Raw genomic sequence first — 16,427 nt, 5'->3', positions numbered from 1 at the left:
GGCGGTGTTCGCCATGGGGCTGGCCTATCCCTCGGGGACTCTCTGGAGGCCCCGGCCGGCGAGGCGTCCGGGACGCTGTCGGCGGGCCGGGCAGCGGTCCCGGCCCGCCTGGCTGGTGCACCGGCGGGGGTGCGGCCGGAGCGGTCCCGGTCGGGGTCCGCGTCCGGCCCCGGGCCGGAGGCGGTGTGCCCCGGCCCGGAGGGCGGCGCCCGGTGGTGCCCGGCCGGACGGTGGTGCCCGGCCGGGCGGTCCGGACGCCGCCCGATGATCAGCTCTGGTTGAGCGTGTCGGTCATGTCCTTGTTCGCCTTGGCGATCGCGGAGTCGATCGAGCCCCCGTTCATGACCTCCTTGAGGAGGGTGGGGATGATCTTCTTGTTCTGGTCCGCCTCGGTCCAGTTCGGGGTCTTCGGCGCGCCCTTGACGTTGGCCATCTGCTGGGAGGCCGGGCCCTGGATCGGGTCCTTGGCGTAGGAGTCGTCCTTCAGCAGGTCGGTGAACTGCGGGAAGAACTTCAGCTGGTCGGCGAACGCCTTGGCGTTCTTCTTGCTGGCCACCGAGGACAGGTAGTCGAACGCGACGCTCTTGGCCTTGGAGTCACGCCAGACCGCCAGGTGCGAGCCGCCCGAGAACGCCGGGCCGACCTGGCCGGTCGGCGTCGGGATGGTGAACGCGCCCATGTCCTTGGTGTACTTGGCGCTGATCTTCTCGATCTGCGGCAGCGTCCAGGCGCCGTCGATGTACATGCCGAGCCTGCCGTTGGCGAAGTCCTTCTGCGGACCGGCCAGTTCGTTCACCCCGATGTACTTCTTGGGGGCGACGCCGTCCTTGACCAGGCCCGTGTAGTACTCGACGGCCTTCTTGGCCTCGGGGGTGTCGAGCTTGCCGACCCACTTGCCGTTCTCCTTGGCGGCGATGTCGCCGCCGGCGCCGAACAGGAAGCTGGCGAAGCCGTTGGTGAAGTCGGACGGGGCGGCGATGCCGTCGACCTTGCCGCCCTCCTTGTCCTGGATGGTCTTGGCGGCGGTCTTCAGCTCGTCCCAGGTCTTGGGGATCTGGACGCCGTCCTTCTGGAACAGGTCCTTGCGGTACCAGACGACCCGGACGCCCGCGTACCACGGCACGGCGTAGGTCTTGCCGTCCAGCTGGCCGAGGTCCAGGGAGCCCTTGACCAGGTCCTTGCCCTCGGACCAGTTGTTGACGCTGTCGGTGATGTCGGCGAGGGCGCTCTGGCCCGCCCAGGTCACGGCCTGGTCGTTGCCGATCTCGACGACGTCCGGGCCCTGTCCGGTGTTCAGGGCGTCCTGGAGCTTCTTGGTGGCGTCCGGCCAGGGGACGTAGACGACCTCGACCTGGGTCTTGGGGTGCTTCTGCTGGAAGTCGGCCTTGGCCTGGGCGAGGACGCCGTCCTCCTCCTTGTTGGCCGCGCCCATGAACCAGGCGGTCAGCTTGGCGGGCTCGGCTCCCGAGTCCTTGTCCTTCTTGTCGCCGCCGCCGCCACAGGCGGTCAGCCCGATCGCCAGGGCCGCGCTCACGGCCGTGATTTTCGCGATCTTCAAGGGGTTCTCCTTCTTCCGGCCGCCCCCAGCGGGCGGGACTTCACGGCGCGATGCGGGAAACCGGGGCCGGACCGTTTAGGGTCCAGCCATGCCCGGTGTTCCGCGCACCGGCCGCGGGGGGTGCTCGCGAGTCGGTGCAACGCTCGCGTCCTGCTCCGTTCGCCTGGGGCGGTGGGACGCTTGCGCGTAAACTAACAAGAAACTTTCCTAAACAAAACTGCCCGTTAGCGGATTGAGACTTCGAGGGGACGACACGAGCATGGAGAGCCGCCCCGGGACGCCGCGCCTGCTGCGCGAGCTGAACGACCGGGCCGCCCTGGACCTGCTGGTCGCGCGCGGTCCGCTGACCCGCGCCCAGATCGGCGCGCACACCGGGTTGTCCAAGGTCACCGCCTCACAGCTGCTGGCCCGGCTGGAGGAGCGCGGACTCGTCGAGGTCGTCGGGGAGCAGGCGGGCGGACGCGGGCCGAACGCCGCCCTCTACTCGGTCGTGGCGGGGGCCGCCTACGTCGCGGGTCTGTCGGTCGGGCCGGAGGGGGTCACGGCGGGCGTCGCCGACATCACCGGCTGTGTCGCCGCACAGGTTACCGTCGACCCGAACAACGGCGGTGATCCGGTCAAATCCGTCCATAACGCCGTGGTGAAGGCCGCCCGCTCCGCCCGGGTCGCGCTGAAGAAGCTGACCGTCCTGGTGATAGGGACGCCCGGCGTCGTCGACCCCGTGACCGGCGACGTCCAGTTCGCCTTCGACCTCCCGCACTGGCACGAGGGCGTCCTGTCGGCCCTCCGCCACGACCTGCGCCGCCCGGTCGTCATCGAGAACGACGTGAACCTCGCCGCCCTCGCCGAACGCGCCCACGGCGCCGCCCGCGAGCACGAGGACTTCGCCCTCATGTGGCTCGACCGCGGCATCGGCCTGTCGGTCATGCTCGGCGGACGCCTGATCCGCGGCCGCTTCGGCGGCGCGGGCGAGATCGGCTACCTCCCCGTCCCCGGCGCCCCGCTGCCCCTCGGCACCGCCCGCCGCGCCCCCATGGACGGCGAGGAGGGCGTCACCGAGTCGACGTCCTGGGGCATCCCCGCCCTCGCCGGCGGCTACGGCTCACTGGTCGGCGCGGACGCCGTCCGCGACCTGGCCCACCGGCACGGCATCACCGAGCCCACCGCCGTCGAGTGCGTCCGCGCGGCCGCCGCCGACGAGGCCCGCGGCGGCGACTTCCTGGACGAGCTCGCCGTCCGCATCTCCTACGGCGTGACCTCGGTCAACATCGTCCTCGACCCCGGGCTGGTCGTCCTGTCCGGCGAGCTCGGGCGCGCGGGCGGACGTCCCCTCGCCGAGCGCATCGAACGCGCCGTCGGACGCCTCAGCCCGACCCGTCCCGCCGTCACCGTCACCGAGATCGACGGCAACCCGGTCCTGCGCGGTGCCCTCTACGCCGCCCTCGAGCAGGCCCGCGACGAGGTCTTCTCCACCTGACCCGCCTTCCGGCGCGCCCTTCCTCCCGCCGTGAACGCAGAAAGCAGGCGCCGCCGCGGAGGGGTGCGGCGGCGCCTGCGCAGGAGGAGGGTTCCTATTTGCTCGCGGGCTGTGGCTCAGGTTCCTCAAGGCGGCGCGGATCGCGCAGCGCACGGTCGATGATGACCTGGTTGATGACGTGACGCCGCCGTCGTTGCGCGGCGGCGTACCGTGCCGTCGGTGTCATGCTGACCCCCGTTCCGCAGTGACCCCGCATCCCCAGAGCCACCGCAACCCCATGTACGGCAATGCTGTCACCCGGACGACCGAAACGGATCCACCCACGGGATGAAACGCCGGTCAGACCTTCAGTGGAGGCCCAGGGTGGATCATGATGGGGAACGGGCCCGGCGACGGGACCGCCGGACACACGTGACCGACCTCGGGGGGATGCCATGGCACTGCGCGACCGGTTGAGAAGGATGGTGCAGAAGCCCGGCAGCGCCGACCTCGCTCCGCTGCGCGCCGTGGCCGCCGAGGCCGGGGAGCGCGAGGCGCGCGTCCGCGCGCTCAGCGACGCCGAGCTGACCGCCGCCGCCAAGGCCCTCCGCCTTCCCCCTTCCAAGGGGCCCAGGAAGGACGGGACCGGGCCGTCCAGGAAGGACGCGGCCGGATCGTCCAGGAAGGACGCGGACATCGACCTCGCCGAGCTGTGCGCGCTCGGCCGGGAGGCCGCGCGGCGGACGCTGGGGGAGCGCCCGTACGACGTGCAGCTGGTCGGAACCCTGGCGCTGCTGCGCGGCCAGATCGCCGAGATGGCCACGGGCGAGGGCAAGACCCTCGCCGGGGCGATCGCCGCCGCCGGGTTCGCCCTGCGCGGGCGCCGCGTCCACGTGATGTCGGTGAACGACTACCTCGCCCGCCGCGACGCCGAGTGGATGGGCCCGCTCTACGAACTGCTCGGCGTGACCGTGGGCTGGGTCGGGCAGACGTCCACCCCCGACGAGCGCCGCGTCGCCTACGCCGCCGACGTCACCTACGGGCCGGTCAGCGAGATCGGCTTCGACCTGCTCCGCGACCGCCTCGCGACCTCGGAGGACGACCGGGTCCTGCCCGAACCCGAGGTCGCCCTGATCGACGAGGCCGACTCGGTCCTGGTGGACGAGGCGATGGTTCCGCTCGTCCTCGCCGGGGCCGCCGACACCACCGGCGCCGACCCGTCCTACGCCGACCTGGTGCGGCGGCTGCGTCCCGGCCGCGACTACGGCACCGACACCGAGGCCCGCAGCGTCCAGCTGACGGCGGCGGGCGCGCGCGAGGTCGAGCGGTCGCTCGGCGGCGTCGACCTGTACGCGGCGGACAACCTGGCCGTCCTCACCGCCGTGAACGTCGCCCTCCACGCCGAGGTGCTGCTCCAGCGCGACGTCGACTACATCGTCCGGGACGGGGCGGTGAAGCTGATCAACGAGTCGCGCGGCCGGGTCGCGCTCCTCCAGCGCTGGCCGGACGGCCTCCAGGCGGCCGTCGAGGCCAAGGAGGCCCTGGACGCGTCGCCGAGCGGCGAGATCCTCGACTCGGTCACCGTGCAGGAGCTCGTCGGCCGGTACCCGGTGCGGTGCGGCATGACCGGCACCGCCATGGCCGTCGCCGGGCAGCTGCGCGAGTTCTACGACCTCGGCATCACGGTCGTCCCGCCGAACCGTCCCTGCGTCCGCGACGACCGGGCGGACCGGCTGTACGCCACGTCCGCCGACAAGGAGGTCGCGGTCGTCGAGGAGATCGCGGCCGCGCACTCCGGGGGACGGCCCGTCCTGGTCGGCACCGGCGATGTCGCCGAGTCCGAGCGGCTGGCGCGCCGCCTCGTCCGCGCCGGGTTCGAGCCGGTGGTGCTGAACGCCAAGAACGACGCCGAGGAGGCCGCGATCATCGCCCGGGCGGGCGCGCCGGGCGCGATCACGGTGTCCACCCAGATCGCCGGGCGCGGCACCGACATCCGGCTCGGCGGACCCCCGGCCGAGAAGACCCCCGGCACCGCCCCGCTGGACGACCCCTCCGACGGGACCCACGACGAGGTCGTCGAGGCGGGCGGCCTCCTGGTGATCGGCACCGGCCGCTACCACAGCAGCCGCCTGGACGACCAGCTCCGCGGACGCGCCGGACGCCAGGGCGACCCGGGCGCCTCGGTGTTCTTCACCAGCCTCCAGGACGACCTGGTCACCCGGTACGCCCCCGGCGAGGAGTACAAGGGCCCGTCCGGCGACGACGGCCTGATCGACGCCAAGCAGGCGCACTGGATCGTCGGCCACGCCCAGCGCGTCGCCGAGGGCGTCGACCTGGAGCTCCACCGCAACACCTGGCGCTACAACCACCTCATCGGCCTCCAGCGCGCCGAGGTCCTCGCCGAGCGCGACACCGTCCTGCGCGGCGACGCCGCCGACCGGCTGATGGCCGAGCGGACCCCCGCGCGCCACGCCGAACTCGTCGAGGCCGCCGGCGCCGAGGAGGTCGCGCGGGCCGCCCGGCAGTTCCTCCTGTTCCACCTGGACCGCCGCTGGTCGGACCACCTGGCCTTCCTCACCGACGTCCGCGAGGGCATCCACCTGCGCTCCCTCGGCCGCGGCCTCGACCCGCTCATCGAGTTCAACAGCGAGGCCGTCCCGGCGGGCAAGCGCCTCCTCCCCGACGCCCGCACCGCCGCCGTCGCCGCCTTCGAGACCCTCAAGGTCGCCGCCGACGGCACCCTCGACCTGGCCGGCGCGGGCCTCCAGCGCCCGTCCGCCACCTGGACCTACCTCGTCCACGACAACCCCTTCGGCTCCCTGGACGAACGCACCCTCCGAGGCCTCATCTCCCTCTTCAAGGGCCGGAGCTCCTGACCGACCGTCCCACCCGGACCCGCGGCCGCCCGGGTGTCGGCCTGGACGCTCTCGGCGCTGCTGCTCCTGACGGGCGCGGCCGCCGGGGTCCTCGCCGTGGCGCAGGCGGACGGCGGCGGCTACTTCTCCACGTCCCGGCACCGCTTCACCACCGCCGCCGCGGCCCTCAAGACCGACGCGATCGACGTCGGCTCGTCGTCCGCGCACGCCGCCGACCCCGATCCGGACATCGGCGAGTTGGCCCGCGTCCGCGTCAAGGTCGACCCCGTCGCCCCGGACGTCCCGGTCTCCGTGGGCATCGGGCCCAAGGACGAGGTCGAGGCGTTCCTCCGGGGAACCGCCTACGACGACTTCGTCTCGGCCGAGCTGAAGGCCTTCCGGGCGCACTTCCGGCGCGTCCCCGGAGCCGCGCGGAGCGCGGACCCCACGCGCCGGACGTTCTGGGTCGCCTCGTCCTCCGGCACCGGTCCCCGCACCCTGACCTGGAACAAGACCCACGGCGCGTGGTCCGTCGCCGTACTGCGCCTGGACGGCACCTCGAACGTGGACGTGCGCGCCTCGATCGGCCTGCGCTTCGCCTTCCTGACCCCGCTCGCCATCGGCTGCCTCGCGGCGTCCCTCCTCTGGCCCACCTGGCGCACGACCCGCCGCCTGACCACCTCCCGAACCACACCCCCTTCCCCGACCAGCACCTAGAAGCACACACAGACGCGCAACCCTTGGAGCAGCGGCGCCCCAGGAACGAGAACCCCATCGGCTCCGAGGCGGACGCCTGGTCAGGCGCGGAGGCGGAGGCCTCTGGGGGTCGGGTGGAAGCCCGCCGCCTCGAGCGCGGCGGCGAGCGGGGAGTCGTTGATGGACTCGCCGTCGGCGCGCTCGACGGTCAGCTTGCCGAGCACGCCCTCGCGGACGGCCAGCGCGAGCGCGTCCACCGCGGGTTGCAGGACCGCCGGGTCGTCGCCCCAGGTCAAGAGGGTCTTGCCGCCTCGTTCGACGTACAGGACGAGCCGTCCGCCGATCAGGACGACCAGCGCGCCCGCCTTCCGGCCGGGCTTGTGGCCGCTCGCGACCTCGTCCGGACGGTCGGGCCAGGGGAGTGCCGCGCCGTAGACGTTCGCCGGGTCCGCCGCGGCCAGCACGAGCGCGCGTTCGCCCGTCTCGTGCCCGCGCGTGGACGCGGCAGGCGCGACCGACCCGCCCTGTGAAGCGGGCCGTCCATGCCGGGTCGGGCCGCCCCGACCGGTCGAGCCCCGGTAGGGGGACGACGCGTCGGGCTCGTCCCAACGATCAGGGGAAGCCCCCCAACGCTCGTCGGAGGGTTCGCCTGTGGACGACGGTGTTCCTCGTTCATCGGGGGTGGGCGGGCTCGGTGAATCCCAGAGGGTGGGTGCGGGTTCGGGGGTGGACGGAGGCGACGGGCGGAGGGCGCGCAGGCGGTCGACGGCGCCCGGGAGGGCGAACTGCGCGGCGCCCAGGCCCTCCACGAAGTAGCCGCGGCGGCAGCGTCCGGAGTCTTCGAACGCGCGCAGCACGGGGTAGACGGCCGAGAACCCGCCGGGTGTGCGTTCGGCGGCGACCGCGCCGCGGATGACGATGCCGTAGCGGTCGAGCAGGGATTCGGCGAGCGCGTGCGAGCGCAGTGTCGGCGCGGTCTCGCGTTCGGGGAGCGGCCACCAGCGTCCGGCGACGGTGGGAGGACCCGTCCGGGACGGCAGGACCGGGCGGCCCCGCCGGGGCGAGCGCGCGCGGTGCGCGGGACGCCCGGAACCGAGCGCGGCGCGCAGCGGCGCGAGGGTGTCGTTGGTGAGCAGGCCCGCCCAGACCAGGTCCCAGAGTGCGGTGACCAGGTCGGGGTCGTTCACGCTGACCTGCTGGTTCACCCGGTCGGAGAGCATGCGGAAGAACAGCGCGCCGCCGCCCTCCAGCAGGTCGAGCACCGCCTGGTGGACGGGTGTGAGGGTGATCTCGGCGGGCTCGGGCATGAGCAGCGGCGCGGTGTCGGCGAGGTACAGCGAGACCCAGCCGTCTCCGCCCGGAAGACTGCCCTGACCTGCCCAGACGACCTCGCCGGAGGAGGTCAGCTCGTCCAGCATCGCGGGCGAGTAGCCGGGCACGCGGGACGGCAGGATCAGCGACTCCAGCGCCGACGCCGGGACGGCCGACCCCTGGAGCTGCTCGATCGCCTGGACCAGCGCGTCGAGTCCGCGCAGGCGCGAGCCGCCCGTGATGCCGTGCCAGGCGGGCAGGAACCGGCCGAGCGCCTCGGGCGGGGACGGTTCGACCTCGGCGCGCAGGCGCGCGAGGGACCGGCGCCGCAGCGTGCGCAGCACCCCGCTGTCGCACCACTCGGAGGTCAGCGGCCCGGACACGGCCTCGACCGGCAGGAACTCGCCCTCGATGACGCGTCCGGCCGCGGCGAGCCGGCGCAGGGCCTCGGTCGCCACGGCCGCGCCGAGCCCGAACCGTTCCGCCACGGTGGCGGCGCGGAACGGCCCGTGCGTGCGCGCGTACCGGGACACCAGGTCGCCGAGCGGATCGTCCACGGGTTCGAGGAACGCCTCGGGGACGCCCACGGGAAGCGGCACTCCCAGCGCGTCGCGGAGGCGGCCCGCGTCCTCGATCGCGGCCCATCGCTCCTCACCGGCCATCCGGACGCGGATGACGCGACGTTCCCCTTCGAGCCGGGTGGCGTAGGGCGCGGCGTCGTGCGGGTGCGTGAGGCGGAGCCCGATCTCGGACGTGGTGAGCGGCCCGAGCGTGCGCAGCAGGTCGGCGACGCCCTCCAGATCGTGCGCGCGGCGTTCGGATGCGAGGCGTTGCAGCTCGCGCTCGGTGTCGGTGACGACCTCGGGATCGAGCAGTTCGCGCAGGTCGGCCTGGCCCAGCAGTTCCGACAGCAGGGCCGTGTCGAGCGCGAGGGCCTGGGCGCGGCGCTCCGCCAGCGGCGAATCGCCCTCGTACATGAACGCGCCCACATAGTGGAACAGCAGGGACCGCGCGTAGGGCGACGGCTCGTTCGTCTCGACCTCGACCATGCGGACCTTGCGTCCGGACAGGTCGCGCATGAGCTGGACGAGCCCCGGAACGTCGAAGACGTCCTGGAGGCACTCGCGCATCGTCTCCAGGACGATCGGGAACGATGGATACTTGCTGGCGACGCCCAGCAGTTGCGCGGCGCGCTGACGCTGTTGCCAGAGCGGCATGCGCTTGTCGGGACGGCGGCGCGGCAGCAGCAGGGACCGGGCCGCGCACTCGCGGAAACGCGCCGCGAACAGGGCCGATCCGCCCAGCTCGTCGACGACGACGCGTTCGATCTCGTCGGCGTCGAAGGCGCACAGGTCCATGCTCGGGGGGTCGTCCATGTCCGGGATGCGGATGACGATGCCGTCGTCAGCGTGCATGGCCTGCGCCTCCACGCCGTAGCGTTCGCGCAGGCGGCCCGCCATGGCGAGCGCCCAGGGCGCGTGCACGCGGGCGCCGAGCGGGGAGTGGACGACCATGCGCCAGTCGCCGAGCTCGTCGCGGAACCGCTCGACCACGATCGTCCGGTCGTCCGGGACGTGCCGGGTCGCCTCACGCTGTTCGCCCAGGTAGGACACCAGGTTCTCGGCGGCCCACTCGTCCAGCCCGGCATCGTTCACGCGCGCGCGGGCCCGCTCTTCGGGGAGCGAGGCCAGCTCGCGCGTGAACGCGCCCAGCGCCTTGCCCAGCTCGGCCGGACGGCCCGGCGAGTCGCCGTGCCAGAACGGCAGCTTGCCCGGCTGCCCGGGCGCGGGGGAGACGAGCACCCGGTCGGGGGTGATGTCCTCGATGCGCCAGGAGCTCGCGCCCAGGACGAACACGTCGCCGACCCGCGACTCGTAGACCATCTCCTCGTCGAGCTCACCCACGCGCGAGGACTTCTCCCCCACGAGGAACACGCCGAACAGGCCCCGGTCGGGGATGGTGCCGCCGCTGGTCACGGCGAGGCGCTGCGCTCCCGGACGGTCGCGCAGGACGCCGGTCACCCGGTCCCACACCAGGCGGGGGCGGAGCTCGCCGAACTCGTCGCTGGGGTAGCGCCCCGCGAGCATGTCGAGGGTCGCCTCCAGCGCGGCCCGGGGGAGCGTGCCGTAGGGTGCGGCCCGTTTGACCAGGGAATCCAGGTCGTCGACGGTCCACTCGTCCATGGCGACCATGGCGACGATCTGCTGCGCGAGCACGTCGAGGGGGTTGCGCGGGTAGCGCAGCTCCTCGATCTCGCCGCCGCGCATCCGCTCGGCCACCACGGCCGTCTGCACGAGGTCGCCCCGGTACTTGGGGAAGATCACGCCCTTGGACACCGCGCCGACCTGGTGCCCCGCGCGCCCGACCCGCTGCAGGCCGCTGGCCACCGACGGCGGAGACTCCACCTGGACGACCAGGTCGACCGCGCCCATGTCGATGCCCAGCTCCAGGCTGGACGTGGCGACCACGGCGGGCAGCCGTCCCTCCTTCAGGGCGTTCTCGATGCCCGCCCGCTCCTCCTTGGACACCGACCCGTGGTGGGCGCGCGCGATCTCCGCCGGAACGCCCTTGGCGGCCCCGGCCTGCGCCATCATCTGCGCGGGCATCCCCCCGCCGCTCCGCGCCGCCCCGCTCTCCTCACGCGCGTGCGATGGGCCGGGCGGCTGACCGAGGCTGAGGGCTCGCTCTATGTCGTCCGGGCCGATCCGGCGGAGGCCGTCGCCCTCGTCGTGCTCCTCCGGCCCTTCGTGCGCGCGCGTGGCGCGTTCGAAGGCGAGTTCGTTGAGGCGGCCGCAGAGCCGTTCGGCGAGCCGCCGCGAGTTGGCGAAGACCAGCGTGGAGCGGTGCGTCTCGATGAGGTCGAGCAGCCGGTCCTCGACGTGGGGCCAGATGCTGCGCTGGCGCGGGTCGATGTCGCCGGAACCGTCCACGAACTGGGCGATCTCCCCCAGATCCTCCACCGGGACGACCACGTCGAGGTCGAAGACCTTCTCGGACGGCGGCTGCACGACGGCCGCCGGGCGCGCGCCCCCGAGGAACGCCGCGACCTCGGCCGCGGGACGGACCGTCGCCGACAGCCCGATGCGCTGTGCGGGCCGGTCGAGCAGCGCGTCGAGCCGTTCGAGGGAGAGCGCCAGGTGCGCGCCGCGCTTGGTGCCCGCCACCGCGTGCACCTCGTCGACGATGACGGTCTCGACGCCGCGCAGCGCCTCGCGCGCCTGCGAGGTGAGCAGCAGGAACAGTGACTCGGGCGTGGTGATGAGGATGTCCGGGGGTTTGGTGGCCAGCCGCCGCCGCTCGTCGGCGGGGGTGTCGCCGGAGCGGATGCCGACCCGGACGTCCGGCTCGGGGAGGCCGAGGCGGCGCGCCGCCTGGCGGATGCCCGTCAGGGGCGCGCGCAGGTTGCGCTCGACGTCGACGGCCAGGGCCTTCAATGGGGACACGTACAGCACGCGGCAGCGGTGCTTCGGGTCGTCGGGGAGAGGCTCGGAGGCCAGCCGGTCGAGGGACCACAGGAATGCCGCGAGGGTCTTGCCGGAGCCCGTGGGCGCGACCACGAGCGTCGGGTCGCCCGCCGCGATGGACCGCCACGCGCCCGCCTGCGCGGCGGTGGGCGCGGCGAACGCCCCGGCGAACCACGCGCGGGTCGCCGGGGAGAAGCGTTCGAGCACGTCAGCGGTGCTGTCGTGCGGCAGTCCGGTCATGCGTCCCATCCTGCCTCGCGGGTCCGACAGAACCGCGCGAGGGTGGTCCGCGTCACATTGTAAGCAAGTGATTGCTTGGTGCACGCTGGTGGCAGGCGCGACCCCGGGAGCCCCGATGCCGTACGTCCTGCTCGCGGTGGGCGCGGTGAGCCTGCTGCTCGCCGTGAACGCCCGCCGCCCGCCCCACGGGGCGGTCCTGTCCATGCCCGGATTCTTCGCGGGCTGGTTCGCCCTAGAAATGGCGCCCCACCTGCTGGTTCTGGAGATCGTCGGGCTCGTCTCGACAGCCGCCGCCGGGGGCCTGGACGGCTGGGCCGGAGGGGTCGGCCTGGCGCTGGGACTGGTCGGGCTCGCCGGGACGATCGGCACGATCGCGGCGTCCCGCGGGACGGCGGCCACGCTCCGCGAGAGCGGCGTCCCCGGGGATCCGGACCCGCAGGTGCCGTCTCGCTATCCGCTGAGCCAGCTCATCCTGCCGCCGCTGTGCCTGGTGCCCCGGCGCGGCGTCCAGGTCGACCGCAATGTCGTCTTCCACGAGGACGGGCGGCTGCGCCTGAAGCTGGACGTGTACCGCCCCAAGAACGACGGGCGCCTACGCCCCGGCCTTATGCAGATCCATGGTGGCGGTTGGATCATCGGCGACAAGCGCGAACAGGGCCTGCCTCTGCTGAACCACATGGCGCTGCAAGGATGGGTCGGATTCAACGTGAACTACCGGCTGAGCCCACGCGCCACGTGGCCCGACCACCTGCTCGACCTGAAGCACTTCCTCCGCTGGTACCGCGCGCATGCCGAGGAGTACGGGGCCGACCCGGATTTCCTCTGCGTGACAGGGGGTTCGGCGGGCGGGCACCTCGCGGCCATGGTCGCGCTCACGGCCAACATCGCCGAGTTCCAGCCCGGTTTCGAGGACGTGGACACGTCCGTCCAAGGCGCTGTGCCCATCTACGGCGTGTACGACCTCCTCGAACCAGGCCCCTGGCCGATTCCCCTCGGAAAGACCGCGCTGCTACAGAAACGCGTACTGAAACGGTCTTTCGACAAGGATCGAGATGCCTTCGCCAAGGCGTCCCCGGTGAGCTACCTCCGCGCGGACGCGCCACCGTTCCTCGTCATCCACGGCAGTCACGACTCGCTGATCCCCGTCCTGGAGGCACGCCGATTCGTGGACAAGCTCCGGGACGCGTCGGACGCACCCGTCCTCTACGCCGAGTTGCAGGGGGCCCAACACGCCTTCGACGTGTTCCCGTCGTACCGGACGGCCCGCGTGGTCGAAGGCGTCGGACGCCACCTGGCCGACCTGCACGGCCGGTACGTCCAGGCGGGTCGGCCGAGCGGACCGGACGAGATGGACGAGTCCGTCGGATAGCGTGTCGGCGTGCGTCTCACAATGTTCTGGCAGCGGATGAACGAGCAGTTCGGCGAGGGCTACGCCGCGAGCGTCGCCAAGGACTACGTCCTGGCCGAGCTCGGCGGGCGCACGATCGACCAGGCCCTGGCGGACGGCGAATCCGCCAAGTCGGTCTGGCGGGCGGTCGTCGCCACCTTCGACGTGCCCGCGAGCCTCCGCTAGGCACTCTTCACCCCGGCGCCAGGCGCGCGCGGCCAAACGTCCGCGCGCGCCCGTGACAGCAGGAGTGCCTGCGGTCGGCGGTCAGTACACCGCGACGGCGGTCACGAACCCGATCATCACGTTCGCCACGGCCAGCAGGATCGCGGCGGGCTCCAGCTTGTCCTCCGGGCCGTCCGCGAGCTCCCGGACGTTGATCCCGACGAGCCGGTTGAACGCCATCGTCGCGGCGGTCTGCGCGACGATCCCGACCAGGCCGAACACCAGCGTCCGGGTCAGGCCCTCGATCAGGTCCCCGCCCGCCGCGAAGATCGACACGGCCACGATCAGGCCGACGCCGACCGTGGACGCGCAGGCCAGCAGCGTGGCGTTGGGGTTGCGGTCCCGGCGGATCACGTGGATCAGGCGGCCGGGCGTCGCCAGGTCGGTCATGTAGAAACCGGCCACGAACAGCACGAGGCCGGCGGCCGCGTACGCGAGCAGGGCTCCGGAGCCGTGCAGCAGGACATGGCCGAGGCTGTCGTCGCCGGAGGCGGCGGCGAGCGGGGTCATGGTTCTCCTCGAGGGTTACAGCGGGATGCGGTGCGGGACGAACGAGGACGTGTCGTCGGTGATGAGGCCCGAGGTCTCGCGGATGCCGAGCCCGGCGGACTCGTCCTCCACGACCCACGCGCCGAGGACGGGGTGCTCCCCGTCGAAGTCGGGCAGCGGGCAGAACTCCTGGAACACGAAGCCCTCGCGCCCGTACTCGCCCTCGGTGCTGACCTCGGGGCCGTCCGGGGTGACGATGCGCATGCTCGCGCCCTCGCGTCCCAGCAGAGGCTTCTGCACGTAGGACGTCAGGTCGCCGGGGGTGTTCAGGTACGTGGGCAGCAGGTTCGGGTGGCCCGGGAACAGTTCCCAGAGCAGCACCAGGAGCGCCTTGTTGGAGAGGATCATCTTCCAGATCGGCTCGATCCACCTCGTGGGCGCGTGCGCGAGGTTCCGGCCGAACGGCTCGGCGACGATCCACTCCCACGGGTAGAGCTTGCAGACCGTGGTCATCTCGCGTTCGCCCATGTCCACGAACCGCGCGCGCACGGGATCCCAGCCGATGTCCTCCATGGCGATCGCCTCGCCCGGCAGGCCCGCCTCCTCGGCGGTCTCCTGCATGTAGGCGACCGTCATGACCTCCTCACCGGTCTCGTCCTCGTTCGTCCACGCGAAGTGCGCGCGCCCGCCCGGGACGCTCCCCGCGATCTCCTTCCAGCGCGCCACCAGCCGCTCGTGGATCGAGTTCCACTGGTCGTCGTCCGGGTACACGTCCCGCAGCCAGTACCACTGGACGATCGAGCTCTCCACCAGGGACGTGGGGGTGTCGGCGTTGTACTCCAGCAGCTTGGCCGGGCCCGTGCCGCCGTAACTCAGGTCGAACCGCCCGTACAGATGCGGGTCGCGCCGCCGCCAGGACGCCTCGATGAGGGGCGCCACCCAGTCGGGGATGCCCAGCACGTTGTAGCGGCCCGTGGTGACCACGTGCTCCACCGCCTGGAGGCACATGCGGTGGAGCTCCTCGACGGTCTCCTCCAGGGCCAGCACCTCGTCCATCTCGAAGACGTAGTGCACGGACTCGTCCCAGTAGGGACGCTTCAGATACTCGGGATGCGCCGTCCGGTGGTAGGCCAGGCCCTGCGCCTCGACGCGCGCGGCCCAGTCCGGACGCGGGTCGCTGTACTCGCGCCGCATATCAGCCGCCGCTCCGGCCGTGACCGCCGAAACCGCCCCGGATCAGCGAATGGCCGCTGCTCGACTTGATCCGGTGGCTGCGCGGCGCGCTGTAGCCGCCGCCTCGTACGTACCCGTACCTGTCCCGCTTGCCGCCGTAGTACCAGAAGTACCGGTTGTAGCCGACCGAGCCGTTCTCGATCTCCCGCGTGTCGCAGTAGGCGTCCGGGACGACCTTGTAGCCGCCCTTGGTGAGGCCGGTCGGAGGGGCCATGCGGTCGACGCACCAGGCCGTCGTGGACTTGGTGCCGCAGGCGGAGGTGACGGCGATGGACAGCACGCTCACCATGCCGATCTTCACGGCTCGTGAGCTGAGACGGCGCGCGGGTTCCTGAGGGGGCAACGGGGACACGTCCTTAGCGGGTGACGTTTCACGGTCGTATCTGAGACGAAACCGTACCTAATCCGGTTTCTTCGCCGTCAATCAGGAACCGGCAGGTGAGCGTACAGATCCATCGGGTCGACCGTCGCCGGGAGATCGCTCACCTGCCCGTCGCCGACCTCCACCACGCGCCAGGCGCCGTCCGCGCGGCGCGCGAGGTCGGTGGTGATGAACCTGCAGCCCAGCGCCCGGACGGCCCGCGCCACCCCGGAGAGGTCCGGCTCGGGCTCGGTGTCGGGGGTGTCGGGATGGGGCCCCACGAGCGCCGGCTCGCCGTCCACCCACCAGACGCGCGCCTCACCGTCCCCGTCGAGCTCCTCGTACTCGCGCACGACCAGGCCGCCCGCCAGGTACTCCTCCTGAAGGGCGATCATCTTGGTGGCGACGGCGCGCAGGCGCGCGAGATCACGGACGTCCGGGACGAAGCACGCCTCGGCCCACTCGTGCTTGCGGGACTTGACGAAGTCCTTCACGATGCCGGGCCCGCCGCGCAGGGGACGCACCAGCTCGGCCAGGTCGCCCGGGTCGTCCCCTGGGGAGAGCTCCTGCCACACGCTGTTCGGGGTCAGCCCCGCGAACGAGTCGTGCCAGCCCGGCAGCTCGTGCGCGCGCCTGTAGTCGTCCGGATGGGTGAGCAGCACCGTGCCACGCCGTTTCAGCGCGGCGGCCAGGGCGGCGTACTCGGCCCCGGTGAGCATCCAGCCGCGGTACCAGGCGTGCCCGAGGTCGCGGGGGACGCCGCGGACGGCCGCGTCGGCGTCGCCGCGCCGCAGCTCGTCGTGGTCGATGAGGCCGATCTCGCCGTAGTGATCGCGCACGGCCGCGGCCTCGCGGGAGAAGTGGGGCTCAACGCGCCGGGTGTGGAGCGGATCGACGCAGAAAAGGACGGTCAGCGTCATGATGAAAGCCTCCGGGGACGGCGCCGCCAGCGTACGGTGTCGAGGCGTTCGGCGCACGGGTAATCCGGGGCGAATCGGGAGGCCCGTCCATGATCGAACGGATGTTCGGTAGGCTGTGCCCGGCGAGCGACGTTATCCACAGTTCCGGTGAGGGCTCGAGAACTGTCGGAGGCACCTCGTAACGTCGCCTTCGACATCGCGAAGCCGAGAGCCGGCAGACCCGGCGACCGAA

The 16,427-nt window shown here is 72.5% G+C and carries 11 protein-coding genes; 5 read left to right on the top strand and 6 right to left on the bottom strand.

What is annotated here, in order from left to right; all coding sequences use genetic code 11:
• Positions 1 to 268: 268 nt before the first annotated feature.
• The gene (locus EBO15_RS04620) at positions 269 to 1,558 is read right to left on the bottom strand and encodes an extracellular solute-binding protein (protein ID WP_122193030.1); all 1,290 of its coding nucleotides are present in this window, start codon (positions 1,556 to 1,558) and stop codon (positions 269 to 271) included.
• 259 nt (positions 1,559 to 1,817) lie between these two features.
• On the opposite strand from EBO15_RS04620, the gene EBO15_RS04615 reads away from it, so the two are divergent.
• From EBO15_RS04615 to EBO15_RS04605, 3 genes are all read left to right on the top strand, one after another.
• Entirely contained in the window at positions 1,818 to 3,035 is a 1,218-nt protein-coding gene (locus EBO15_RS04615) for an ROK family transcriptional regulator (protein WP_122193029.1), read from the top strand.
• A gap of 434 nt (positions 3,036 to 3,469) precedes the next feature.
• Complete coding sequence (gene secA2, locus EBO15_RS04610; protein ID WP_122193028.1) at positions 3,470 to 5,890, top strand: accessory Sec system translocase SecA2; 2,421 nt, start codon at positions 3,470 to 3,472, stop codon at positions 5,888 to 5,890.
• 33 nt (positions 5,891 to 5,923) lie between these two features.
• On the top strand, positions 5,924 to 6,586 hold the full coding sequence (locus EBO15_RS04605) for a hypothetical protein (protein WP_122193027.1): 663 nt from the start codon (positions 5,924 to 5,926) through the stop codon (positions 6,584 to 6,586).
• 80 nt (positions 6,587 to 6,666) lie between these two features.
• Here EBO15_RS04605 and EBO15_RS04600 read toward each other — a convergent pair whose 3' ends face one another.
• Entirely contained in the window at positions 6,667 to 11,580 is a 4,914-nt protein-coding gene (locus EBO15_RS04600) for a DNA glycosylase AlkZ-like family protein (protein WP_199744325.1), read from the bottom strand.
• Between the two features lie 115 nt (positions 11,581 to 11,695).
• Here EBO15_RS04600 and EBO15_RS04595 point away from each other — a divergent pair, with 115 nt between their 5' ends.
• Entirely contained in the window at positions 11,696 to 12,949 is a 1,254-nt protein-coding gene (locus EBO15_RS04595) for an alpha/beta hydrolase (RefSeq protein WP_122193025.1), read from the top strand.
• 9 nt (positions 12,950 to 12,958) lie between these two features.
• Positions 12,959 to 13,153, top strand: a complete 195-nt coding sequence (locus EBO15_RS04590; protein WP_122193024.1) for a DUF3046 domain-containing protein — start codon at positions 12,959 to 12,961, stop codon at positions 13,151 to 13,153.
• Between the two features lie 81 nt (positions 13,154 to 13,234).
• On the opposite strand, the gene EBO15_RS04585 is transcribed toward EBO15_RS04590, so the two are convergent.
• The 4 genes from EBO15_RS04585 to EBO15_RS04570 all read right to left on the bottom strand — a co-directional run bounded on the left by EBO15_RS04585 (position 13,235) and on the right by EBO15_RS04570 (position 16,195).
• Positions 13,235 to 13,702: a DUF350 domain-containing protein gene (locus EBO15_RS04585; RefSeq protein WP_122193023.1), complete on the bottom strand. Its 468-nt coding sequence runs from the start codon at positions 13,700 to 13,702 to the stop codon at positions 13,235 to 13,237.
• 15 nt (positions 13,703 to 13,717) lie between these two features.
• Complete coding sequence (locus EBO15_RS04580; RefSeq protein ID WP_122193022.1) at positions 13,718 to 14,875, bottom strand: glutathionylspermidine synthase family protein; 1,158 nt, start codon at positions 14,873 to 14,875, stop codon at positions 13,718 to 13,720.
• Position 14,876: 1 nt separating this feature from the next.
• Positions 14,877 to 15,215: a hypothetical protein gene (locus tag EBO15_RS04575; RefSeq protein WP_233615938.1), complete on the bottom strand. Its 339-nt coding sequence runs from the start codon at positions 15,213 to 15,215 to the stop codon at positions 14,877 to 14,879.
• A gap of 119 nt (positions 15,216 to 15,334) precedes the next feature.
• Positions 15,335 to 16,195 (bottom strand): ATP-grasp domain-containing protein, encoded by an 861-nt coding sequence (locus EBO15_RS04570; RefSeq protein WP_122193020.1) that lies wholly within the window; start codon positions 16,193 to 16,195, stop codon positions 15,335 to 15,337.
• Between the last annotated feature and the right edge of the window lie 232 nt (positions 16,196 to 16,427).

This window comes from Actinomadura harenae, from assembly GCF_003696215.1.
Lineage (GTDB): Bacteria > Actinomycetota > Actinomycetes > Streptosporangiales > Streptosporangiaceae > Spirillospora > Spirillospora harenae.
Note: the sequence above shows the minus strand (reverse complement) of the source record. Positions and strands in the feature narration are given on the sequence as shown.

Excerpts from the sequence above, each read along its gene's own strand:
- EBO15_RS04585 (WP_122193023.1), bottom strand. The coding sequence starts at position 13,702 with ATGACCCCGCTCGCCGCCGCCTCCGGCGACGACAGCCTCGGCCATGTC.
- EBO15_RS04600 (WP_199744325.1), bottom strand. The coding sequence starts at position 11,580 with ATGACCGGACTGCCGCACGACAGCACCGCTGACGTGCTCGAACGCTTC.
- EBO15_RS04580 (WP_122193022.1), bottom strand. The coding sequence starts at position 14,875 with ATGCGGCGCGAGTACAGCGACCCGCGTCCGGACTGGGCCGCGCGCGTC.
- secA2 (WP_122193028.1), top strand. The coding sequence starts at position 3,470 with ATGGCACTGCGCGACCGGTTGAGAAGGATGGTGCAGAAGCCCGGCAGC.
- EBO15_RS04615 (WP_122193029.1), top strand. The coding sequence starts at position 1,818 with ATGGAGAGCCGCCCCGGGACGCCGCGCCTGCTGCGCGAGCTGAACGAC.
- EBO15_RS04570 (WP_122193020.1), bottom strand. The coding sequence starts at position 16,195 with ATGACGCTGACCGTCCTTTTCTGCGTCGATCCGCTCCACACCCGGCGC.
- EBO15_RS04595 (WP_122193025.1), top strand. The coding sequence starts at position 11,696 with ATGCCGTACGTCCTGCTCGCGGTGGGCGCGGTGAGCCTGCTGCTCGCC.